This is a genomic window from Photorhabdus khanii NC19 (assembly GCF_000517265.1).
Taxonomy (GTDB): domain Bacteria; phylum Pseudomonadota; class Gammaproteobacteria; order Enterobacterales; family Enterobacteriaceae; genus Photorhabdus; species Photorhabdus khanii.
Map to the genome: position 1 here is coordinate 308,207 of NZ_AYSJ01000013.1, position 22,931 is coordinate 331,137.

A 22,931-nucleotide genomic window follows, 5' to 3' on the forward strand; every position below is an offset into this window, starting at 1 on the left:
ATAAATAAGTATTTTCAATATTTCGGCCAATAGAATTTCTATTATGTGAATTATGCAAGATGAATTGATAAATTATTTCCTTCCAGTGATAAAAGCAATAATAAATATCCACCAATAAATATATTGTCATTTTAATATAATAAGATTATTAATCAGAATAATATTCAGCCAGAATATCATTCTAAATTCTTATAATTTATTTATCATAAATTAATTATTCTGTTTAATTAAAGAGCATTTCCCTACCGCATATTTTCATCACTAACCAATGTCACGCAACGAACTAGAGCCTTGCATAGTACTGCTCAGAACGAAACCATCTCTGCCGGATTAAACGTGCTTATCACTCCCAAAACACCCTTAGCCAACGGAATGGCTACTGGAGAGAGATAGGAGCCCAGCGGAATACTCGCGTGGTCGATGCAGGTAAGCATGGTAAAGTCGTCGTTGCGTCCGGTAAGATCGTCGCTGATAGCTTTGCCAATGCGCACCGTCTGCGCCACGCCATGACCACTCCAGCCATGTACCATATACACGGGTACGCTGTCGCCGCTCTTGCGGGCATCGGGAGCACCGTTCAGGGTCAGATCGCTGATCCCGCCCCAGGAATATTCTAGTTCGTTTTTTTCCAGCTGCGGGAACACGGTTCTGATACGCCCAAGCAGATAGTTGTTCACATCACGCGGTGACCAGGAGTTGCCAGTACCCTGTCCACCAAACAACAGGCGGTTATTGCGCACCGCACGATAGTAGTCAACCTGTAACTGTGTATCGTAGACCGGCAGATCTGACGGGATCAGCTCTTTGACATCCACCGGCAACGGCGGCGTTACCGCTACGTAGGAGAAAAAAGGCACCGTGGTGGAAGGACCGGAGATAAACTCACCCGTGGAGCTATGCACACCCAGCACCACGGCTTTACTTGCCCTGATAGCCCCCCGCTCAGTTTCTACGACTGTGCCACCAGCATCCTGCCTGAAGCCCTTCACTTTCGTACTGTCATAGATTCGCCCACCCAGTCTGGCGAAACCATAAACCAGGCCACGCAACAGCGCCAGAGGCTGGATCTGCCCACCGATACTGTCGATATTTGCTCCATGGTAGATGCCCGAACGCACATACTCTTCCTGCAATTCGTGCGGTCCGATAACCTTCATTGCTGTATCTCCCATTTGGCGCCGGGCGTCAGCATTAGCCACCAGCGGCCCCATGTGGCCTGCGTGCACCGCAACAGTGATATGACCATATTTGCGGTCACATTCGAAACTGTAACGCTCACGGAGTTCATCCACGAGATTCATCGCTTCAACAGAGGCAAAACGCCATAGGCGTTTTGCCTCATCGGACGAAAGTTTTTCCAGCATGGTTTCAGCTTCCCAGCGTGCGAGTCCGGGGGTCATCTGTCCCCCGTTACGGCCAGAAGCGCCTGAACCAATGTTATCCTTTTCAACTAGAATCACGTCCACACCCGCTTCAGCAAGATGCAATGCCGTGGAAACACCCAGCAATCCACCGCCGATGACCACAACCTCGCAGTTCTGGTCTCCAGGCAGGCTTCCAAAAGCTGACCAGTCAGCCAGAGATGCTTCATAATAGTTGGCCGGCATGGCGTCAGCAGCAGCGTCTTTATGCCAGTTCCAGATGCGCGGATCCAGCCCCAACCGGCTGGCTCTGTGCTGCGCATCCTCCAACAGCGTCGGCCGGAGCTTATCAACATTGACGGCCCGAGCATCGGCCGCGGTTAAGGTCTGGGCGAGCAAGGATAAGTTAGGAAGTACAGATGAAAGCACTCCTGCCCCCGCTAGCGTCGCGACGGTAGAGATAAAGTCTCTTCTATTCATTGTCATTTCAGCACTCCTGTCATGATCTTGAAATCACTCGCTGGCCTGGTCTGGAGAGTTTTCCTATGAGTGAGTACGGCTATCTGAGCTGTATTTATTGCTGCCAGAGCTCCCTTTCAGACCGGCGAGAATCAGCAAGGTAGCAGTGCCGATAAACGGTATGAGATGCAGCAGTAACCACCAAGCGCTACAGTTGATGTCGTGCAGGCGGCGGGCATTCACAGCTAGCGCGGGCAAAAATGTGAGCAGCAGATAGACAGCGCTGAACCAGCCCATATAAATTTCAGGATTGGCAACGGCAAAGTAGCGTTCAAGGAAAGAGATAATAAATACAGCCAGGATCTGGAACAGAACAAAATACCAGAATTCCTTACGCCGGGCTCGCCCCCTGAAGCATGCATAGTTCTTTAATACATTTAAATACCAGTGCATTGTTATCCCCTCTTATGAGGCAGCAGGTTCTATCTACTGTTCAGTCAGATCGAGCAACACCGACTCCAGAATGTTGAGCGCTTCGTCAAAAACGTTATTTTGTATGGTCAGCGGCGGAAGGAAACGAATCACGTTGCCGTGTACACCGCATATCAGCAGGATCAGACCACGCTCCAGCGCTTTCTGACGTACCGCGTTGGTAAAGCCGGCATCGGGTTCCTGACTGTCCGCACGGTTAAACTCCACCGCAATCATCAGCCCGAGCCCACGCACGTCGGCGATCTGCGGGATACGCGGTCGCAGTTTATGCAGACGCTGTTTTAGCTGGTCTCCCAGCTGCGTCGCCCGCGCATTCAGCTTCTCTTCTTCGATCACATCCAGCACCGCATGGGCGGCCGCAATCGCCACCGGGTTACCACCATAGGTTCCCCCCAGACCACCAGGCACGACAGCGTCCATCAACTCGGCACGTCCCGTCACAGCCGCCAGCGGCAAACCGCCCGCCAGACCTTTCGCCATCGTGGTCAGATCGGCAGTAATCTCATGATACTCCATGGCAAACAGTTTGCCCGTACGCGCGAAACCGGTCTGGATCTCATCGGCGATCAGTACAATGCCGTGGCAATCGGCGATCTCACGCAGAGCTTTGAGCAGCTCAGGAGGCGCAGGATAGAAACCGCCTTCGCCCTGTACCGGTTCGATGATGATGGCAGCGACGCGCGTAGGCTCAATGTCGGCTTTAAAGAGATTTTCCAGCGCATTCAGCGTTTGTTCCACACTAATGCCATGCAGCCCGATCGGAAACGGAACACGGTAAACGTCGCTAACCAGCGGGCCGAACCCCATTTTGTACGGAGCAACTTTGCCGGTTAATGACATACCGAGGAAGGTACGTCCATGGAAAGCGCCGCTGAAAGCGACCACGCCACTGCGCCCGGTAGCGGCACGCGCAATCTTCACGGCATTTTCCACCGCCTCGGCCCCGGTAGTGACAAAAACAGTCTTCTTCGCAAAATTACCAGGCACCAGGTGGTTCAAACGTTCGGCCAACGCCACATAATTTTCGTAGGGCACTACCTGATGACAGGTGTGGGTAAATTGTTCCAGTTGTTCTCTGGCTGCCGCGATGACGCGCGGATGGCGGTGGCCGGTATTCACCACGGCGATACCGGCGGCAAAATCGATATAACGTTGCCCCTGAACGTCCCAAATTTCAGCGTTTTCCGCACGCTCCGCATAAACTTGTGTAGTCACGCCCACGCCTTTTGCAATCGCCGCGCGGCGTCTTTTGGCTAACATAGATTCAGTCATAAATGAAAACTCCTCAGCAATCTGAAATAAACGGGCTTCAGCAGGCAGACGCCCGATGTGAACAGTTCCCAACTACCGCCATGCCATCCGCGCCGGGTATCGTTCAACGTTAAAAAATGCCGTGGCGATGCAGCGCTTTCGCATCCTCCGGTACCGGGGTGATAGCATCCCAAAGTTCAACCACTTCGCCATTTTCAATGCGCCATAGCTCGAAGTAACTGTGACGCGCTCCGGCGATACTCCCCTCCGAATGGGTCAGAACAAACTGCCCATCGGCTACCGTACGGTGAATTTTGGCGTAATGCAGACCCTGCCCTTCATCCCTGAGTTGCTTAAGAAACGAAATGACCGCAGCCGTACCATCGGGAATATCGGGGCTGTGCTGGCGAAACAATTCACCATTGGTGTAGTTCACAAACTCTTCGTAGTGGCCCTCGATCAGGGTACGTGTGAAAAAGTTGACCACCAGCTCGCGATTCTTCTCCCGGTCATGACCATGACCTGCTTCAGTCGGGCCGTCTAATTGAGTCCGGCCACTGGCGTTGGGTTCGGCCTGGGGTACCAGGCCGTCCCAGTGTTCTACGATTAAGCCGTCGGCAACCCGGTACAGATCGAAACCGACCAGCGGCCGGTCGTCTAATCCCGTAAAACGACCGTGGATGGCGACCAGATCACCATCTTGCAGTACACGATACGTTTCGTGATGCAGTTCAGGATGTGTCCGGACCAACTCACGCAATCCGGCAAGACCCTCTTTGACCAACGGGGAATGTTCGATGAAATGCGGCGCAAAATAACGCTCAAGCGCCCCTACATCACGGTCAGTAAACAACTCATGGTGCGCACGCGACACCAAGTCGCGTGGAGATCTATTCTGAATCATGACGGATGTCCTGTGTCAGTCGTTGGAACTCATCACGTGTTTGATACGCGTATATTCATCGAAGCCATAAGTCGACAGATCTTTACCATATCCAGAACTCTTGAAGCCGCCGTGCGGCGCTTCTGCCGTAAGAGGAATATGGGTGTTAATCCAGACGGTACCGAAATCGAGTTCACGTGACAAACGCAACGCGCGGCCATGATCGCGAGTCCAGACACTGGAGGCCAGTCCGTATTTCACGTCGTTAGCTTTCTCTATGGCATCCTGTTCATCGCGGAACTTCTGCACCGTGATAACCGGGCCGAAAATCTCGGTCTGGATTGCTTCATCGTGCTGTTTCAGACCGGTAATTACCGTAGGTTCAAAGTAATAACCCGAACGTTCGGCCTGACGGCCTCCTGTTTCGATACGGGCATAAGCGGGCAGACGCGCAATGAACCCTTTGACCTGTTCCAACTGACGAGCATTATTAAGCGGCCCGTACAGCGCCGCTTCATCTTCCGGATAGCCAAAACGGGTAGCTTTAGCTGCCGCCACCAGTTTGGCGACGAAGGTATCGTAAACAGATTCATGCACCAGCACACGCGAGGCTGCCGTACAATCCTGACCCGCATTGAAGTACCCCGCGGTAGCTATGGTTTCCACCGCTTTATCCATATCTGCATCGGCGAAAACAACCACCGGCGCTTTGCCGCCTAGCTCTAAATGTGCTCTGGTGAGATTAGCCGCCGCCGAAGAGGCAACCTGCAAACCTGCACGCACGGAACCCGTGATGGAAACCATAGCCGGCGTTTTGTGTGAAACGACCAGAGCACCCGCACTGGCATTACCCAACACCACGTTGAATGCACCTACAGGGAAGAACGGAGCGGCCAGTTCAGCCAGCAACAGAGTACTTTCCGGCGTGGTATCGCTCGGTTTGAGTACCACAGTATTGCCCGCTGCCAGCGCAGGCGCTATCTTCCATACTGCCATCATCAGCGGGTAGTTCCACGGTGTAACTTGCCCCACCACGCCCAGTGGTTCGCGCCGGATGCTGGTCGTCATATCAGGAAGATATTCAGCCGTCGCTTTGCCTTCCAGAAAACGGGCGGCACCAGCGAAGAAACGGATATGATCCACTGACGTCGCAACTTCCTCAGAGGCAATCAGATGCTTGAGCTGCCCCGTATTGCGGCTTTGCGCTTCGATCAGACGTTCAGCGTTTTTTTCCACCGCATCGGCTAATGCCAGCAACGCCTGCTGACGTGCTGACGGTGTGCTGCGCCCCCAGATCTTGAACGCCTCTTTAGCCGATGCATAAGCTTCATCAACATCCGCTATAGTCGCGTTAGGAGAACGTGCATAGGCTTCACCCGTGACCGGGCTTACCAGGTCAAAATATTCGGAACTTTTAGATTCAACATACTGACTATTAATGAAATGCCTGAGCGTTGTTACCGCCATGGTTATCTCCTGATGGATTGGATAATATAAAATATAACCTATAACTTAATATATTCAATTGCTATATAGATGTTAATTTTTCAACTAAAAAAAAGAATAAAAGAATAATTAGATACATAGATGTAACTTTCGACATTTCTGTTCAGGAAAATATGCTGATCTGTGAGCAGGATCTAAGATTTTTTTAACCGGAAGAAAAAATTCGGGGGCTATTCCTCGGCAGGGTTATTTACAATCGAGCCAATATCAGATATTGCTCAACTTGCAACATCAATATTAAAAAACGAAGCCTTATTGGAGAAATCACGATGAAAAAGACAATAAAAAATATATTTTTATTCACAGGAATTATATTTGGAAGCTTGACATTATCTCATGCGGCAATTATTCCACCTGGTACAAAACTGGCAATTAATCAGGATATTGTTCTTCATAATGGTTCAGAACCTGCGTCTCTTGATGTCCATAAAGTTGAAAGTGATGTTGAATTTGATATTATTCACGACTTCTTTAGTGGATTAATTGACACAGGCATTGATGGTAAGTTAAATCCCGATTTAGCCGTCAGTTGGGAAACCAAAGATAATAAAGTGTGGTTATTTCATTTAAGAGAAGGAATAAAATGGTCTGATGGTTCTCCTATTACTGCCCATGATGTGGTTTTTAGTTGGCGACGTTTAATTGATCCCCAAATGGCATCTCCATATGGCAGCTATATTGAAAACATGTATATAACCAACGCCAAAGATATTCTTGCCGGAAAGAAAAAAGTCGATGCACTAGGTGTTAAAGCACTGGATGACATGACGGTAGAAGTGACATTAGAACAGCCGCTATCCTATTTCTTACAGATGGTGGCACATCCGGTAATGGTGCCTATCAGCCAAAAAGCGGTTGAAAAATATGGTGAGAAATGGACTCAACCGAATGTGTTTGTCAGTAGTGGCCCGTTTAAACTGGCTGAATGGATCGTCAATGAAAAAGTCATTGGTATCAGAAATCCACAATATTGGGATAATGCACATACCGTTATTAATAAAGTCACCTATCTTGCCGTCACGTCAGAAACAGCAGTGGTGAATCGTTATTTAGCAGGGGAAATAGATATAACGAAAAGTATCCCATCAATTTCATTTAACTCCTTAAAAACTAAGTTAGGTAGCCAGGTTCACATTTCGCCTAAATTAGGTGTTTATTATTACGAATTTAATACCCAAAAAGCACCTTTTAATGATATCAGAGTCAGACAGGCATTAAATTTGGCTTTAGATAAAACCATCATTTCAGATAAGGTATTAGGTCAAGGTCAAAAAGCCGCTTATAATAATACCCCACCGAATACCGGAGGAATGAATTTAAAACAACCAGATTATGCATCATGGACACTGGCGAAAAGAATTGAAAAAGCCAGGAAATTATTGAATGAAGCGGGTTATAACAGAAATAATCCTCTAAAATTTAATCTTCTTTATAATACATCAGAAGGTCATACAAGGATTGCTATTGCCGTATCTTCAATGTGGAAGAAAAATCTGGGCGTAGATGCTATCTTACAGAATCAAGAATGGAAAACAATGCTAGACACAATGCATCAAAGTAATTTTGATGTGGTGAGATATGCATGGACAGCTGATTATGATCATCCCGCCTCATTTTTAAATAATTTTGTAACCAACAGCTCTAATAATACATCATTATATAGTAATAATATTTACGATGATCTGATGAAAAAAGCCAAAACAACAAACGATATGAAATATTTCCAGCAAGCACAAGATATTCTTACAAGAGATGTACCGTCAATTCCTATTTATTACTATGTTAGTGCCAGACTAGTAAAACCTTATATTGGCGGATATTATATCAGCCCGCTTGGTTTTATATCATTGAAAGATCTTTATATTATTGAACATTAATAAGATAGTATTTAACTTATTGCATTACTTAAATAAATATTACGGTTTAAAACAGTTTGATTCGTTTTGAACCGTAATATTAGATATTTAATCTCAAATTTGAGTCGACTTCCTTAATCAATGAACCTGGTACACCAACTTCAACGGCAAGCTTCCTCCAGATAGAGACGTTTTCTATGGTTTCATCAATCATTCCGTTGATCATTTCTCTGGTGAACAGTGGGCTTAGTTTATGGCAAATAGATTCCATGTAATGACTATCGGTGACCACTTGGACAGCCACCGATATTCGATAATAAAACAGTTCATCACCCGTCTATCTCTATAAAATTAACGTGTTCAAACGCTACACCTCAATCGCCATAGGATTAGAGAGTAATTTCCGTAAATTCCGCATTTCTCTTCCCTGATTAATCGCGACAGCACCCACTAAAACTTCATTCTCTGTACCCAATAAAATGGCTTTATCTGATTGCAGATCACCTTGGATATGCCACTCCTCAGCCTGCATTTTGCCAACCATCTGAATGTTAATGCCCCATTGATCTGTCCAAAACCACGGAACACTTGGCTGTGGAGGCTTCAGTCCCATCATTGCATGTGCGGCGATAGTTGCCTGACGGTTAGCATTTTCCCAGGTTTCACGACGTTGGAGATCCCCAGTTATTGGCTCTTTCTGAAGGCAAACATCCCCGGCAGCAAAAATATCCGGTTCAGACGTCTGGCAACAGCTGTCAATGACTATGCCACCATTAGTAACCAATCCGGCATCAGCAGCGAGCTTGTCCCTGAATTCCGCACCGATACCATAAATAATAATATCTCCGATCACCTCTTCTCCGGTGTTCAGTATAAGCACTAATTCATTCTCCTGCCTTTGTGCGGAAACAATATTGATATCAAGGAAGAATTGCACCCCTTTTTCCTGATGGCGATTTAAAAGATAATCCTGCAACAACGGAGGTGCACAACGCCCCATGATGTTATCCGCCTGTTCGATAACCGTCACATTCGCGCCCATTTCACAGGAGGTTGCCGCCAGTTCCAGACCAATAACACCTCCACCGACAATCAAAACCCGTTTACCTTCTTTCACCGCCTGGCGTAAGCGTTGCGCATCATCCAGTGTTCTCAGGGTATAAACATTCTCACCGAGTTGATCAAGTAACGGAAACCGCTTGGCTCTTGCCCCCATCGCGAGCAGGAGTTTGTCATACCTGAGCTTGTTGCCATCTTCCAAAACGACGCAATGTTCCGCGGGAATAATACGACTGACCGGCTGACCCATGCGTAAATCTATCCGATTTTTCAGATAGAAATCTTCGGAGAACAAATATTTCGGTTCTTCCTCCGGGTTCATTAAATACTCTTTTGATAAAATAGGCCGCTCATAAGGTGCATGATATTCTTTACCAATTAAAATAATATCGCCATCAAACTGTTGCTGCCTTAAGGTTGCGGCGGCCATCGCCCCCGCTTGCCCTGCTCCGACAATAATAAAAGTCTGATCTCGCATATTATGCCCCCATCTAATTCACAGGTTGAGCACTGACCATTGCCATTCCAGCCAGCCATTCCTTAATAGGTTGGTAATAATGACGTTGGGCTTTATATTCGCCATAAACAGAAAGTGCTGCAAAAGCGGCAATCCAACAGCGGATTTCCTGTCCTCCCTTACCGCCCTGAATAGCGATCCCGCCATTCGTTAATGAAGCAAGGCGCCGTATATCGCCACTGCAAAAAATACTCAACAGTTCTTCATCCCACTGAGGATTCAACGGCGCAACAACATTTTCACCACGCGCCAACGATTCTCCAACCGCAATCACCCGGCCTTGCCGTCTTTGACGCGCTTCTTTTGTCGGATTTCTCCCGGCAATCAAGCCCTCTTCAACTTCCGGCGGTACCTGTCCAATCTGCGATATTGGTGGATCATGTGATAAACCACCAGAACCCAACAACAATACCCGCTGATCTGTTTTAAACAAGAATTGTCCAATCGCACGACCAAGCGCAACGGTACGGCGGCATGTCGGTAATGGACTGGCGGCACAGTTAATAAAGACTGGGAGAGTCGGATAGCGCTGTAAATCCTGGCAAAGCAACATCAAAGGTTGAACAAAACCATGATCAGCCTGCATACGCCAGGATTGTGCAACATCAATACCGGTGTCATATAAAGCAGAAATGAGATCCTTCGCGGTGTTTTCAGGCACATTGAGTGGACCTTTGCCAATATCCCAGTCCCCCACAGCATTCGCTCTGACCCCAACACAAAATGCCGGCATCAGGTCATAAAAAAAACCATTGAAATGGTCAGGGGCGAAAATCACTATCAATTCTGGATCATATGCTTTCACCTGTTCAGCCAATTGTTGAAAAACCTGCCGAACATGCTTTTCTGTCGTTCCAGGTGGAGAACAAAAATCCATCAAAGGCGTGTGTGAAGTACAGATCAATTTAATGGTCATCTGAATTCCCCTTTTTATCCGGTGACATGATCCCCGCAGTGATCCGGCGAACCCCGCGAATACTTAACCCGGCATCAGCCGTTATCATGACACCGGTTAAGGTACGGTTGTTTGCACGAGAAGCGAGCATGACATATGGGCCGGTGAAGTCTTCCGGCTGAGGCGTGAATTGCAAAGGTAATGCTGCACCAATACTTTCCAGCGGCAGACTGTCTGTGATGCATTTATCCTGCTGGGATAATGTAGCCGGGCCACGGAGATCACTTGGCATGCCACACGGCGCGACACCATTAACTCTGATAACCGGTGCCAGTTCATACGCTAACTGGCGGATCATCCCGACTGCGCCATGCTTGCTGGCGGTATACAACACACCGCCACCACCAGAAAACCATGATGAACTCGACAACGTAAAAATCATACTACCTTCTGATGCTGTTAGCGCAGGTAATGCCGCTTTGGCCCCCAGAATGTACCCTTTCAGGTTAACCCCCATCAGTTCATCAAATCCTTTGTCAATCTGTTCTGCTGACGCATCAAGCAGGCTGGTTTTGTGATCCCAGAGCCCGGCATTACCGATAAAGCAATCCAACTTACCAAAACATCGAACAGTTTCTGCAACTGCCCGTTCATTGTCTGCAAAAGAGGTGACATTCCCCTGAATAACACAGATATCTTTGCCAAAACAGTGCACCAGCGCTGTCACTTTTTCCGCAGATAACTCCAATACGCCAACTTTGGCACCTTCCGCAATAAAACGTTCCACTAAAGCCAAACCTAAACCGGAGCCACCACCTGTTAATAAAATGACTTGATCTTTCATCCAACTCATTATTGCTCCTCCGAAACAGTGATGTAAATTTTTCCACCTTCGACAACAACAGGGTACGTCTTCAATGGATCTGTCGCAGGAAGACAAAGCGCCCTCCCGGTTCTAAGACAAAAACTGGCCGTATGCAGTGGGCACTCAACTGTCGCATTGTCTTCCAGATACCCTTCGGATATAGAGGCATTACCGTGGCTGCACCGGTCATCAACAGCAAAGAATTCGCCGTTATAGTGAAACAGCGCAATATCCGGTGTGTATTCCACCTTACGCGCTTCCCCATCGGGCAATTCTTCAACAGTACATGCAAATAACTGGCTCATCAGAATAAGACACTCAGGTTATGGAAAGTTAAGACGGCTTGATCCAGAGTAATTTCACGTCTGCAAACCAGCCAGCTACCCGTATTCAGATTGCGGCGAACATAATCCAACCGCTTACCGACATAAAAAGCTTCATCTTTCTCTTTTTGTGAACGATACAGCAGATAATTGGACTGAACATGAAATTGGTCTGGCAAACCTGTTTCAGTAATCACCAGGTTTGTCAGTAGATGACGAGTACGGGATGGCGGTTCCTCTGCCCATGCCATACCCGTTTCTAACCGGGCAATCCGGCGTTCAAGCTGAAATTTATTATCATTGAATAACCAAGTGGTTGGCGGCTGGATACTTTTGCGGCGGTCGCGGGTTTGGGCGTTAACAATGGTGCGCATGGTATAACTAAGATCTTCTGATAACAGTTCAAGCCAGTCACGAAATTTCCACTCATCCAGTAACGCTATTTCGTAGTACAAGAACTGACTTATTTCATAATGCAGCTCTACCGATACCCGTTTTTCTTGATTGACGATTAACTCTTTCATTTGACCAACTCCTGCTGATAAGCCCGGCTTTTTTCCTCTATCTCATCCCAGGTTTCACTGGTCAGTAAATCAGCCCAGCGTTGATACATGCCACGGGCGACAGTTTCGGAAAAAACATAGTTGGTCACGCCTGGAATACCATCGTCCCGCACTCTTTCTTGTCCCAGCCTCATTTCCATACACAACGGGCTGTTACGGGCTTTGTAGCCTCTGAGTACCTTCTGGATTTCCACCCAATTTTCTGAATCATCCTGTTCGAGAAAACCTGCCGGACCAAATGCACGGGTTGCACTATTTTCAAAAGCCTCTTTTACCTCTGGAGAAGCCGCTTTGTCTGCAATGCAAAATGCCCATACTTCCACCTGGTCTGGTCCGCGTGGATGCCATACCCGCATCGTCGCTGTACCGTTAAGCCAGGAGAGTGTTGGAAAAATATTGTTGTGGCCCGCAAGACGCAGTGCCCTGACTTTCCCCAGGCGCTGTTCTGCTTCGGCGTAGGTTTCACGGTAGTAACGGGCGACGGCACCATCAACCCAAACGTTGGCATCAGGTTTTTCAGTCAGGAAAAATCCACTACCGTGACCGTTCTGAGCAAATTGCACTGCATCTTTTGCCGTTTCCCAGACCGGCCGGGAAGTCTGACCAGCGCCTAACGCTTTTTCATTATCGCCCTCTTTTACAGCTAAAACCTGTACAGCAGAGGCATGACTAAATAAAGCGTGGTATTGATCGCCGGCAAACTGTTCAGCAGGTAATTTCCAGTTACAGTTGATGACCCACTTTTGCACACCGCCGATAACTTCTGTTCCTCCCTCGCGACGGTCAAGCACACCATCAAGATACCAGGCCATATCACCAAGATAATCAATCAAGGAGGGAGCTGTCGTATCCCAATTACCGAAAATCAAACCCTTATAACTCTCCACACACGGAACTTCCTGAAGTCCCCATTTCTCTTTGCAAAGCCCATGTGGATAGGCGCACGATTCCAATGGAACGTCAACTAATCGCCCATCAACACCGTATGACCAACCGTGATAAGGACAAGTAAACGCACGGGTATTACCACTATCCGCGTAACAAACCCGCATTGAGCGGTGACGACATTGATTTAGAAAAGCTTTAACGGAACCCTCTTTCTGCCGGACAACAACAACACTGTCCTCTCCCATATAAGTATTAAAAAAATCTCCCGGACGTGGGATTTGGCTATGATGAGCCAAAAAGAGCCAACAACGACCAAATATTCTTTCGAGTTCTAACTGATAGAGCTCAGGGTCAATATAAATCTGAGGAGTTACACGACCGGCTCGGGCATCAATCAGGCGGTAAATATCTGAGTTTTTGCTCAATGTCATATTATTGATCCTCATGTAAATGAAAAGTTGACTTTTTGCCAACATGCAAAATGAATGCTATTAATAGATTAATAATTTGTGAAATACATTGTTTGTTTAAATTGAGACTTTTTTTCGATATGTAGAGGAAACGGCAATGGAATTAAGACACTTACGATACTTTATTGCAGTAGCAGAAGAATTAAACTTTACTAAAGCCGCAAGAAAATTGCATACCGCACAACCTTCATTAAGCCAGCAAATAAAAGATTTAGAAGACTATATTGGATCTACATTATTAGAAAGAAATAAACGCAGAGTTTCTTTAACCAAAGCCGGGGAAGTTTTTCTCCAACAGGCCAGGATTATTCTTGACAATGCAGAGAAAGCAAAAAAAATGGCACGCAAAGCAGCACAAGAACAAATTGTGCTGACCATTGGGTTCGTTCCATCAGCAGAAGTTAAAGTTCTACCTGAAGTTATCCCGGTGTTTCGTCTTTCTCATCCTGAAGCAAAAGTAGAACTTATTAGTTTATTTAATCCAGGACAAGAAGAAGAATTATTACAAGGTGATATTGATGTCGCTTTTATGCGTCCGCCGATAAAGAGCGATTATATTGATTTTAAAGTTATTCTTAATGAACCATTGGTAGTACTTATGCCTGCTAATCATAGGCTAAGATATTGTGAGAAAATTTCAGTCGAAGACCTACATGGTGAAAACTTTATTATTCCTGATCCAACACAATCCGGTATATTACAACAGATTATAGAAAATTATTTTGCTGAACATAATGTCTCCCCGAATATTATTCAAACAGCTAACAATATGTTGTTAATTTTAAACATGGTCAGCCTGAATTTAGGATGTGCAATAGTGCCATTCTATATTACTAGCATCATGACCGATGCTGTTGTTTGCCGGCCATTGTCAGGATACTCACCAACAATAGAGTTAATAATGGCATGGCGAAAAGACAACACATCAGAATTATTATCACATTTAATAGATATTGTTGAAAATAAATATCTATAGAAATTAAGTATAATCGTTTTTACATTTCAGATTAGACATATTAAGTATTAGTTAATATTGCTTGATGTCGTTATATTAACATTAAATTAACCTGAAAAAAATAAGGGAAATATTGTTATGTCAACGACAAACCGTCAACATAAGCTTGTACAACCTGAGTTACGATCGCTTTGGTCAGCAATTGCTGGTGGTGAAGTTCATTTGCACCATATTAATGTAAAAGGGATAAAAACCCGCGTACTTGAAGCTGGCAGCGGCCCTGAAACCCTGATTTTCTTGCACGGTATTGGTGGTCATCTGGAAGCCTATATGCGTAATGTTCTGCCTCATGCTGCACATTTTCGCGTATTGGCAATTGATATGTTAGGACATGGTTTCACTGATAAACCTGTCCGCTCTTATGAAATTATCGATTATGTAGAACACTTGCGGGATTTTGTCGAAACATTAAATCTGAAAAAAATTCACCTTTCCGGTGAATCTTTAGGTGGATGGGTCGCCGCCCGCTTTGCGGCAAAATATCCACGATATATTCGCCGTCTGGTGCTGAATACAGCGGGAGGTATGATTGCCGATCCAAATGTGATGGAACGCTTGCGCACTCTGAGCCTGAATGCAGTGAAAAACCCGGATCTGGAAGCCACCCGCAAGCGTCTTGAATTCCTGATGGAAGATCCTGCTATGGTGACAGAAGACCTGGTTGAATCCCGTTTTGCGATTTATCGTCAGCCAGATATGTTATCTGCAATGGAAAACATTATGTGCCTGCAAGACATGGATACCCGCCTGCGTAATCTTCTGACCGAAGATGAGCTGGCAAAAATTCAGGCCGAAACTCTGGTGCTATGGACAACTCACGATCCAACTGCCGCGGTTTCCGTGGGTCAGCACCTTGCCGCGCTTATCAAAAACAGCCGTTTTGTCGTAATGGAAAAATGTGGTCACTGGCCTCAATATGAGGATCCAGACACCTTCAATCGAATTCATATCGATTTTCTGCTAAACGGCAACAAATAATGTCGCTTGCAAATGGGTGATATTCCCCCCGGAATATCACTTTTGTCGCCTGATCAGGAGCAACAACCAATGAATAACGTGATAAACCATCTTGGCGAAAAATTGTTTCAATCATGGCGGAGTCATCAAGCCATCAACCCGATTTCTGATGAATATCCAAAACTGACATTACACGATGCTTATCTCATCCAGCAAAAAGTTATTGCCCGCCGTCTGGAAACAACCGATGAACGAATTATCGGTAAGAAAATTGGTATCACCAGCCAGGCAGTGATGGATATATTGGACGTAGATCAGCCAGACTTTGGCATTCTCACCTCAGATATGTATTACGAAAATAATGCCACTGTGCCCATTGAACAATTAATTGCGCCGAAGGCTGAAGGTGAAATTGGCTTTATCCTGAAACACAATTTGCGTGGTCCAGGTATTACTGCGGAAGATGTATTGCAAGCAACAGCTTATGTTGTACCCTGTATCGAAATCGTCGATTCCCGTATCCGTGATTGGAAAATAAAAATCACGGATACGGTTGCTGATAATGCCTCATCAGGTTTATTTGTTATTGGTAACGGTACCCGTCTGCCATCAGAAATTGATTTGGCTGCCGTTACCATGACACTGGAAAAGAACGGCAAACTGATTGATACCGGCATAGGTGCCGCCGCATTTGGGCACCCTGCCAACGCCGTTGCCTGGTTGGCGAATAGGCTGGGAACGCTGGATACGACGCTACGCCAGGGAGAAATTATTCTTTCCGGTTCCCTTGCCACAATGGTACCAGTTAATGCCGGTGATCAATTGAAAATCAACTTATTGGGCCTGGGATCTGCCAGAATAAATTTCGCCTGAAAATTTATGAATGGTGTGGGCCACCGCCAACTTTCCAGCAACATTTGCTGTATTAACTAATACAGCCATATTAGCTTTCGCCGAGATCCCATTGGTTTCTCGGTCAATCATTCTCATCAGATACTTTGTCAACGAATTACCAACAATATTATTCTTCTTAGCCTCTAATACCGCATCTTGTATAATCATATCAATCTTTTGACTCTCTATCGCATCCTCTGGCTTGGTTGGTGTCGTAATTAATATCCCCTTTCCCCCCGGCAACATCCAATTTATCTCAATCGCTTTGGCAATTACGGCGGGATCATCAAGACGTTGTGGACTTTTGAATCCGCTGGAACGACAGTAAAATGCAGGAAAATCATCCGACTGATAGGATATGATTGGCACATTCCATGTCTCCAGGAATTCCAATGTTAATCCAATATCGAGGATATTTTTTGCGCCAGCGCAGACCACAGCAACACGGGAACGCGTTAACTGAGTCAAGTCTGCGGATATATCCATACTCGTCTCTGCACCTCGATGTACCCCACCAATCCCCGCAGAACAGAAGAATTTAATACCCGCTATTTCTGCTGCAAGTATTGACGATGCCACTGTTGTCGCCCCCATACCGCCACTCGCTAACACGACCGGAATATCCCGACTCGTGACTTTTGGAACATGAGATGCAGTAGCAAATTTCTCAATTTGTTCATCTGACATCCCAATCAGAAATTCACCATTATCTATTCCTATCGTTGCGGGAATTGCCCCACTTTCACGAACAGCCTGCTCAACATGCTTAGCTGTTATGACATTATCAGGGTAATCCAAGCCATGTGTAATCACATTGGATTCCAGAGCAACAACAGGTTTTCCTGATTCAAGCGCGTCTTTTACTTCACAGCTGAATTTAAGTGGAACGCTATGACTGATATTCATGTTATATACCTTTTCATTCTCTTGATATTATCTACTAAATATAACATTAGAGATAATATATCTATTAATATCTACTTATTGAATCTTACGGATTGTATTTATTACTGGTAATTTAAAAGCGAGATTATTTTCTCAATCTCAGTCACACCTTCATTTTCCAACAGTTGATAGTGATCCGATATCAATTCAATTATTTTAGGTGGTGTTGATGAAAACACGCCAGATTTTTCGATAAATGAATCATTATCTTTATTCGCCTTGAGAATAGTTATAGGTGCCTTTAGATATCTGTGATAAAGCTCATCAATACTGTACTTGAAATCATAAGTCAAAGTCACAATCCTAACGATACGTTTTACTAATGATGGCTCCAAGTTTTTAAAACGACTACATATAAAGTTAATAAATGTCGCTTCACTATTCACCTGTTCTAAGCAAGTTTTAACCATTGGGCTACTGATTGAACGAGCAAATACAGAAAAAAGTATTTGAACAAAAGCCGGATTAGTAAATTCAGCGCCTTTATCGTGATATTTCTCTTGCTTCATGTGAAGATGAGGCGATCCCGGTGCTAACAAGTTTAATGCCTTAACTTCTTCTCCGGCTTGTTCAAGCTGGTACGCAGCCTCAAATGCTACCCGGGCGCCAAATGAATATCCCCATAATGTATAGGGCCCTTCTGGCTGTATTTTCTTTATCTCTTTAATATCTTCCTCTGCCATTCTCTGGATAGAAGAAAACGGTATTTCACTCTCGTTTATCCCATATGCCTGTATTCCATAAAATGCCCTGTCGGGAACCACTTTATTAGCCAGCAACCTCAAACTCATAGGATATCCACCCAAACCCGGCCAACAGTAAATTGGATCCTTACTTGCCTGATTCAATAAGATTAATCTTGATATTGTTTTAGCATCGGCTTGCTCAATCCACTTAGCCAACTCTTCTATATTGGGAGATTGAAAAAGTATCTGTAGCGGAAAACGAATATTAAAGGCCTCATTGATCTTATTAACCATAGCAACGGCCATCAAAGAATTACCTCCACTCTCGAAAAAATCATCGTGTGCAGATACTGAATCCCATTTCATCACTTCCATCCAAATTTTTCCAAGCCTCAATTCAGTCTCTGTCCGTAATGGCACTAATGGTCTCTGTGTTGAGATATCCTCCACTGCTTTAGATTTTGACAAAGACGGGTAATCTACTTTTCCATTGGCCGTCAAAGGTAATTTATCGAAAACTAATACCTTATTTGGGATCATATATTGAGGGAGTTGCTGATGAAGATCATCTTTAATGATCTCAACTGGCCCTTTCATATGAACAACATCTTCTTTCATACCTTCACAAGTGTATTGCTCTTGGCTAACACTCCCGCCTATACAGAAATAAAATGCCGCCATAGGTTTATCAAGCGCATTCAGAATAGATCGCATCCTTTTCGCCGAAGGTAAATCGTTATTGCTCTCTGAGCTGTAACCAGATGACATTAATCCAATACACAATTGATTACTTTGCAACGCATGTAATCGACGACCCAATGTAATATAATAATGCCATTCAGGGACACAACGTGGAATAATTGACACACCAAAACTGGAACGATCATAAACTTGCTGATTAATCGCGATAACATCCTTTTTCCGAACAATATCATCACTTACTCGCACAAATTCCCCGTTAGAAAAGTGATATAAACCACATGGCATCTCAGGTATTTTATTAGCATGTGTTTGCAAATAAAGATCGGTATCAAATGGTGGTAATCTATTTTCATAGCGACATATTTCAAATGCACCAAGGTAATAATCCTGAATATTACCATCATACCAATCAGGACAGGCAGCTTGATATTCACTTTCACCAATACCCAAGCCGATTTCCGGTAATATATCGTCAAAGAGCCCCATCATATGACCCGCTTCCATTTTCAGAACTTCTTGTATGTTGTTCTTATAAACGGGCTCAATAGCTTCACGCTTTCCAATAAAATGTACTTTTATCATTGGCTTTTGCCGACGACTCAATGTTGAAATTTTTATTAACTCATGAGTCACAGGATGATAATAGTAAATCCCCGCATCCAAACCGAGAACATGATGCAATTCAAAATACATTTGAGTCGCATAGAGAGCACCCGGTGAAGCATAGGCATATTTTGGCAATAAACGTTGATGACTGGTAAACTGACCAAAATAACGCAACACATAGCCGAAATCTTTAAGTGTTAAATGATTCAGTGGCAAAGAGCAAATTTCACGCTGCTGAGTGGTTGTCAGCAATGTTTTTAGTTTCTCTACCGTTATTTCTGTCCCCTCAAAATAGCGATATGTCTTGCGCCCAAAGACATATTCTCTTTGTTTTATCTCTCCTTCTTTATAAGGCAGTAAGATTACAGGACGATTCTCACACAATTCTTCACTCCGACAACCAGAATTAGAAAGTTGAGCTTTCACCTGGAGTTTATTGGTTTTTGATTTGTGATGTGAGCTACTATTACCTTGATCCATCAGCGCGGCTTCTTTTTCATCCAATTCCACACATGCTATGAGATTTTGGAAACCCGTTCTGGCATCTTTCTTAATTAACATTGCCGCTGTTTTTATCCAGCTATGTTCTTCAATCGCATGACGTATTTCATCAAGCTCAATACGATAACCTCGTAACTTGACCTGGCTATCAACCCGACCAACAAAATAAGTATTACCATCGGCCCCTCTGGTCACGAGATCTCCCGTTCGATATAACCACGGGTATTTAGTTTCGGATGCAAGATGATTATAAATAAATTTATCTTTTGTCATTTCTGGCTTATGCAAATAGCCACGTGCTAACTGAACACCCGAAATATAAAGCTCGCCAATTTCACCCACCACCACAGGTAATCTATTCTCATCAAGAACGTAGTATTCTGTATTATCTACAGGTATACCAATTGAAATAGATGTTTGATAATTTGGCAAAGTTTCATTTGTCACCCGGAAATACGATGAATTAATCGTACATTCTGTTGGACCATATAAATTGATCAATTCACAGTGAGTAAAGCTATTCAAAAATTGAGCGGATAATTTGGTTGTCAGCGCCTCTCCTCCACTGAATACTTGAGTCAGTGATAAGCAATCCAAAAAATTGGGATTATCTAGTAACGCTTGCAGTAAAGTAGGAACACATTGCAAAGTTGTCACTTGATGTTGAAGAATTGTTTTAATAATCGCATCCGGATCGCGATAGCATCCTACAGGGCCAATAATCACTTGGACACCTATTGCAGGCGCTAAAATTTCCCATTGAGCAGCATCAAAACTCATTGGCGTTTTCTGCAAAATTCGAGAGTGCTTGCCTAAGCTGAACGCTTTTGCAAGAAATCTCATTTGATTCACAATACTGTGATGCTCAATCATAACTCCCTTTGGTTTACCCGTACTACCAGAAGTATAAATAATATAAGCCAGGCTGGTTGGGTTGGGAACTCGAGCCGTATTGAGAATATCTTCTATTGTTCGTGTTTTTATCGTCAGAGCGACATCTTCCGGTGTGATAATTAATACTGATTTTGGTGCAATGTCCTGCAACTGTTCTTTTAAATGCGATTGGGTAAAAATCACATCAATGCCAGAATCTTCTATCATATATTTGAGGCGCTCAGCTGGATAGTCAGGCGATAAAGGCAAATAGGCTTTATTCGCTGATAAAATACCCCACGCACCACAAATTAAATCTATAGAAGGGTCACAAAAAAGCCCAATACTCACTGAATTTTTTGAGCTCATTTCTGATAGACAATATCCAATCTCTTTCACTTTCAAATAGAAATCAGCGTAATTAAGCGATTGTTCTTTATCAATAACAACATATCCATCTGCCTGGTACTTTAGTTGACTTTCAAGCATATCCATCAATGTTATTGCGTCTTCTTTAAGGCAAACATCAGTGATTAAATCACATTGTTTAATATTATTTTCTAACATTTTCAGTTACTTTATATAATAATGAAGTAAATATCGCCGTAGTTAAAAATGACATTTTATCTACGAAATTATAAGTGTCTTTTTGATCATGATTGATGACTTATATTTTATTAAAATCATTCAATTAATTAAATTCAACAAAGACACACTCTTCGAGGCAAATAAATATCCTTGCCAATTACTATAAGTAATCTGGCATTCGTATAAGACAATACCTTAAAGATTATCTAAAAAATTAATTTATTAGATGATGAATTCAAAAAATTTAAATTATGATTATTCAATACTCTCCGCAAATAAAACGGTTATTATTATCCCCGGTAATTCCGGATCATTTATTTGTGATTTCGTGATAAGATACATCTATCAAAATGCACCTCATCACGATACGGAATTATCAATTAATTAATTCATTGTTCTTTAAATATTCCAATATTAATTGAGAGACAAGAGAACACCTTTCCTTATCGTCATAGTTCATCCATACTATTTTCTCAATCTCCGATGACGCTCTTATCTCTCTAAAGCGTTTTTATCTTCTTCCCCAACGTCCCTTTTACCCCCCTGGAATATAATATTTTAATAAAACAATAGAGCCAGTTTATTATTCAATCGGTGCTTCTTCGAAAGAAGGAGGAAGCAAAGGAGTGTTTGTAAATTGATTTGCGGCTGCCCTATAAAGGGTTAAACCATATTTTTTCCACAATTGATTCATAACATAAACCAGTTTCGGGTTATGTTCTTCTTCTTCCTCTAATGCCCTGGCAATAATATGCGACCACTCCTGTTCCCAGACAGAATAAGTCATTTCGTCTTGCCTGAATGAATAAGCCTGATTAAGCGCAGAAAATTTAGCGGGCTTCGATAAATCAGTTGTTGAAAACAGAATGCACAACATACCAACCCAGTAACATTTAATAATATTTTTACTTTCTTCAACAGGTAAACGTGAAGCGATATTTTTCATTGCAAACAATGAGGTAACCAAATGAAGAAACAGAAAATCACCGGGTTTAGCGAGATAAATCAATGTGATGACATAGAATAACTGAGCCCAACTTTCTTCTACATCTTGTGTCTCAATCCAAACCGGCAAACGATATATTTCTGGGTGGCCTTGCATTAAGATACGCGCAATACGATATTGAAGTCCCGATCTCTTTAATTCAGGATGTATTAAATCGGTATCGGCCAGATTTTCATTATTAACCAACGAATTCACCCAATCGGTCAATTCTACTTTCCTTTCCTCCCACAGCGTTGACATTCTCAATATAGAATCAAAAGCATTCTTGTCGTTTAGAGAATTATCAATAAACGCTCTCTCTGAATGACAAGGAACAGAGGAGAATGCCATGTAAGCAAGCCCTTCAATAATCATCCAAGGATGATCGACATCCAATGCCCAACCTAAATGAATGGTACCGTGAGTTAATGCACCAGCCCATCCAGACAAAAGCGTCGGCATATATTCTTGCAATACCTGTTCAATCCCTTTCTTTTTAATTTCCTCTTCAAAATAATCACAGTAAGAAGAATAACTTGTTCTTTTGCCTAAGAAATATTTCCAATTCGCACTGTCTATCACATGCTTTAATGTTTTAGGGGGTTCAAGCCCCATACCATAGGGCGTCAATTTAGCATAATTATCATAATAGTCTTTAATTCTATCCGCACTGATGCCCAAGCCATGCAGCGCTATAACAGCATGTTTAACGTGGTTAGTCAGGTGACCGTTAAATTCAATATGATATGAACGATCATTAAGTAGTTTGTTAATCATTTTTTTACCTTATT

18 protein-coding genes are annotated in these 22,931 nt (G+C 43.9%); 4 read left to right on the forward strand and 14 right to left on the reverse strand.

Features of this window, described 5'->3' with window-relative positions:
• Nucleotides 1–305 precede the first annotated feature (305 nt).
• The 5 genes from PTE_RS13360 to PTE_RS13380 all read right to left on the reverse strand — a co-directional run bounded on the left by PTE_RS13360 (nucleotide 306) and on the right by PTE_RS13380 (nucleotide 5,913).
• Nucleotides 306–1,847, reverse strand: coding sequence for an NAD(P)/FAD-dependent oxidoreductase (locus PTE_RS13360; protein ID WP_036847297.1), 1,542 nt, complete (start codon nucleotides 1,845–1,847; stop codon nucleotides 306–308).
• A gap of 57 nt (nucleotides 1,848–1,904) precedes the next feature.
• Nucleotides 1,905–2,273 (reverse strand): DUF805 domain-containing protein, encoded by a 369-nt coding sequence (locus PTE_RS13365; RefSeq protein ID WP_036847300.1) that lies wholly within the window; start codon nucleotides 2,271–2,273, stop codon nucleotides 1,905–1,907.
• Between the two features lie 33 nt (nucleotides 2,274–2,306).
• Nucleotides 2,307–3,584: a 4-aminobutyrate--2-oxoglutarate transaminase gene (locus PTE_RS13370; protein WP_036848362.1), complete on the reverse strand. Its 1,278-nt coding sequence runs from the start codon at nucleotides 3,582–3,584 to the stop codon at nucleotides 2,307–2,309.
• 109 nt (nucleotides 3,585–3,693) lie between these two features.
• Entirely contained in the window at nucleotides 3,694–4,467 is a 774-nt protein-coding gene (locus PTE_RS13375) for a nuclear transport factor 2 family protein (protein WP_036847303.1), read from the reverse strand.
• 15 nt (nucleotides 4,468–4,482) lie between these two features.
• Nucleotides 4,483–5,913 (reverse strand): gamma-aminobutyraldehyde dehydrogenase, encoded by a 1,431-nt coding sequence (locus tag PTE_RS13380; protein WP_036847306.1) that lies wholly within the window; start codon nucleotides 5,911–5,913, stop codon nucleotides 4,483–4,485.
• Between the two features lie 308 nt (nucleotides 5,914–6,221).
• Between PTE_RS13380 and PTE_RS13385 the strand changes: the two genes are divergently transcribed.
• Nucleotides 6,222–7,829 (forward strand): ABC transporter substrate-binding protein, encoded by a 1,608-nt coding sequence (locus PTE_RS13385; RefSeq protein ID WP_081738227.1) that lies wholly within the window; start codon nucleotides 6,222–6,224, stop codon nucleotides 7,827–7,829.
• Between the two features lie 346 nt (nucleotides 7,830–8,175).
• Here PTE_RS13385 and hcaD read toward each other — a convergent pair whose 3' ends face one another.
• Genes hcaD through hcaE form a run of 6 tightly spaced genes read right to left on the reverse strand, consistent with a single transcriptional unit; the run spans nucleotide 8,176 to nucleotide 13,349 of the window.
• Nucleotides 8,176–9,345, reverse strand: coding sequence for a phenylpropionate dioxygenase ferredoxin reductase subunit (gene hcaD / locus PTE_RS13390; RefSeq protein WP_036847311.1), 1,170 nt, complete (start codon nucleotides 9,343–9,345; stop codon nucleotides 8,176–8,178).
• A gap of 13 nt (nucleotides 9,346–9,358) precedes the next feature.
• The gene (locus PTE_RS13395; RefSeq protein WP_036847314.1) at nucleotides 9,359–10,300 is read right to left on the reverse strand and encodes a 3-carboxyethylcatechol 2,3-dioxygenase; all 942 of its coding nucleotides are present in this window, start codon (nucleotides 10,298–10,300) and stop codon (nucleotides 9,359–9,361) included.
• Complete coding sequence (gene hcaB / locus PTE_RS13400) at nucleotides 10,290–11,132, reverse strand: 3-phenylpropionate-dihydrodiol/cinnamic acid-dihydrodiol dehydrogenase (RefSeq protein ID WP_036847317.1); 843 nt, start codon at nucleotides 11,130–11,132, stop codon at nucleotides 10,290–10,292. The genes PTE_RS13395 and hcaB overlap by 11 nt, the downstream gene beginning before the upstream one ends.
• A complete protein-coding gene (hcaC, locus tag PTE_RS13405; protein ID WP_036847320.1) occupies nucleotides 11,132–11,449 on the reverse strand; it encodes a 3-phenylpropionate/cinnamic acid dioxygenase ferredoxin subunit in 318 nt (105 codons plus the stop codon). Before hcaC ends, hcaB begins: the two co-directional genes overlap by 1 nt.
• Nucleotides 11,449–11,991, reverse strand: coding sequence for a 3-phenylpropionate/cinnamic acid dioxygenase subunit beta (gene hcaF / locus PTE_RS13410; protein ID WP_036847323.1), 543 nt, complete (start codon nucleotides 11,989–11,991; stop codon nucleotides 11,449–11,451). The genes hcaC and hcaF overlap by 1 nt, the downstream gene beginning before the upstream one ends.
• Complete coding sequence (hcaE, locus tag PTE_RS13415; RefSeq protein WP_036847326.1) at nucleotides 11,988–13,349, reverse strand: 3-phenylpropionate/cinnamic acid dioxygenase subunit alpha; 1,362 nt, start codon at nucleotides 13,347–13,349, stop codon at nucleotides 11,988–11,990. Before hcaE ends, hcaF begins: the two co-directional genes overlap by 4 nt.
• Nucleotides 13,350–13,485: 136 nt before the next feature.
• Here hcaE and hcaR point away from each other — a divergent pair, with 136 nt between their 5' ends.
• The 3 genes from hcaR to PTE_RS13430 all read left to right on the forward strand — a co-directional run bounded on the left by hcaR (nucleotide 13,486) and on the right by PTE_RS13430 (nucleotide 16,233).
• Nucleotides 13,486–14,364, forward strand: a complete 879-nt coding sequence (gene hcaR, locus PTE_RS13420; RefSeq protein WP_036847330.1) for a DNA-binding transcriptional regulator HcaR — start codon at nucleotides 13,486–13,488, stop codon at nucleotides 14,362–14,364.
• 117 nt (nucleotides 14,365–14,481) lie between these two features.
• Nucleotides 14,482–15,381 carry an alpha/beta fold hydrolase gene (locus PTE_RS13425; RefSeq protein WP_036847333.1) on the forward strand — a complete coding sequence of 300 codons (900 nt, stop codon included), beginning with the start codon at nucleotides 14,482–14,484 and terminating at the stop codon, nucleotides 15,379–15,381.
• 69 nt (nucleotides 15,382–15,450) lie between these two features.
• Nucleotides 15,451–16,233: a fumarylacetoacetate hydrolase family protein gene (locus PTE_RS13430; protein WP_036847336.1), complete on the forward strand. Its 783-nt coding sequence runs from the start codon at nucleotides 15,451–15,453 to the stop codon at nucleotides 16,231–16,233.
• On the opposite strand, the gene PTE_RS13435 is transcribed toward PTE_RS13430, so the two are convergent.
• The 3 genes from PTE_RS13435 to PTE_RS13445 all read right to left on the reverse strand — a co-directional run bounded on the left by PTE_RS13435 (nucleotide 16,195) and on the right by PTE_RS13445 (nucleotide 22,917).
• Nucleotides 16,195–17,160: a pseudouridine-5'-phosphate glycosidase gene (locus PTE_RS13435; protein WP_036847339.1), complete on the reverse strand. Its 966-nt coding sequence runs from the start codon at nucleotides 17,158–17,160 to the stop codon at nucleotides 16,195–16,197. The genes PTE_RS13430 and PTE_RS13435 overlap by 39 nt on opposite strands.
• A gap of 101 nt (nucleotides 17,161–17,261) precedes the next feature.
• Nucleotides 17,262–21,134: an amino acid adenylation domain-containing protein gene (locus PTE_RS13440; protein WP_036847341.1), complete on the reverse strand. Its 3,873-nt coding sequence runs from the start codon at nucleotides 21,132–21,134 to the stop codon at nucleotides 17,262–17,264.
• Between the two features lie 604 nt (nucleotides 21,135–21,738).
• A complete protein-coding gene (locus PTE_RS13445) occupies nucleotides 21,739–22,917 on the reverse strand; it encodes a questin oxidase family protein (protein WP_036847344.1) in 1,179 nt (392 codons plus the stop codon).
• Nucleotides 22,918–22,931 lie beyond the last annotated feature (14 nt).

Excerpts from the sequence above, each read along its gene's own strand:
- PTE_RS13430 (WP_036847336.1), top strand. The coding sequence starts at position 15,451 with ATGAATAACGTGATAAACCATCTTGGCGAAAAATTGTTTCAATCATGG.
- PTE_RS13360 (WP_036847297.1), bottom strand. The coding sequence starts at position 1,847 with ATGACAATGAATAGAAGAGACTTTATCTCTACCGTCGCGACGCTAGCG.
- PTE_RS13375 (WP_036847303.1), bottom strand. The coding sequence starts at position 4,467 with ATGATTCAGAATAGATCTCCACGCGACTTGGTGTCGCGTGCGCACCAT.
- PTE_RS13395 (WP_036847314.1), bottom strand. The coding sequence starts at position 10,300 with ATGACCATTAAATTGATCTGTACTTCACACACGCCTTTGATGGATTTT.
- PTE_RS13425 (WP_036847333.1), top strand. The coding sequence starts at position 14,482 with ATGTCAACGACAAACCGTCAACATAAGCTTGTACAACCTGAGTTACGA.
- PTE_RS13380 (WP_036847306.1), bottom strand. The coding sequence starts at position 5,913 with ATGGCGGTAACAACGCTCAGGCATTTCATTAATAGTCAGTATGTTGAA.
- PTE_RS13440 (WP_036847341.1), bottom strand. The coding sequence starts at position 21,134 with ATGTTAGAAAATAATATTAAACAATGTGATTTAATCACTGATGTTTGC.
- PTE_RS13445 (WP_036847344.1), bottom strand. The coding sequence starts at position 22,917 with ATGATTAACAAACTACTTAATGATCGTTCATATCATATTGAATTTAAC.
- PTE_RS13370 (WP_036848362.1), bottom strand. The coding sequence starts at position 3,584 with ATGACTGAATCTATGTTAGCCAAAAGACGCCGCGCGGCGATTGCAAAA.
- PTE_RS13365 (WP_036847300.1), bottom strand. The coding sequence starts at position 2,273 with ATGCACTGGTATTTAAATGTATTAAAGAACTATGCATGCTTCAGGGGG.
- PTE_RS13435 (WP_036847339.1), bottom strand. The coding sequence starts at position 17,160 with ATGAATATCAGTCATAGCGTTCCACTTAAATTCAGCTGTGAAGTAAAA.
- hcaD (WP_036847311.1), bottom strand. The coding sequence starts at position 9,345 with ATGCGAGATCAGACTTTTATTATTGTCGGAGCAGGGCAAGCGGGGGCG.
- hcaC (WP_036847320.1), bottom strand. The coding sequence starts at position 11,449 with ATGAGCCAGTTATTTGCATGTACTGTTGAAGAATTGCCCGATGGGGAA.
- hcaR (WP_036847330.1), top strand. The coding sequence starts at position 13,486 with ATGGAATTAAGACACTTACGATACTTTATTGCAGTAGCAGAAGAATTA.
- PTE_RS13385 (WP_081738227.1), top strand. The coding sequence starts at position 6,222 with ATGAAAAAGACAATAAAAAATATATTTTTATTCACAGGAATTATATTT.
- hcaF (WP_036847323.1), bottom strand. The coding sequence starts at position 11,991 with ATGAAAGAGTTAATCGTCAATCAAGAAAAACGGGTATCGGTAGAGCTG.
- hcaB (WP_036847317.1), bottom strand. The coding sequence starts at position 11,132 with ATGAGTTGGATGAAAGATCAAGTCATTTTATTAACAGGTGGTGGCTCC.
- hcaE (WP_036847326.1), bottom strand. The coding sequence starts at position 13,349 with ATGACATTGAGCAAAAACTCAGATATTTACCGCCTGATTGATGCCCGA.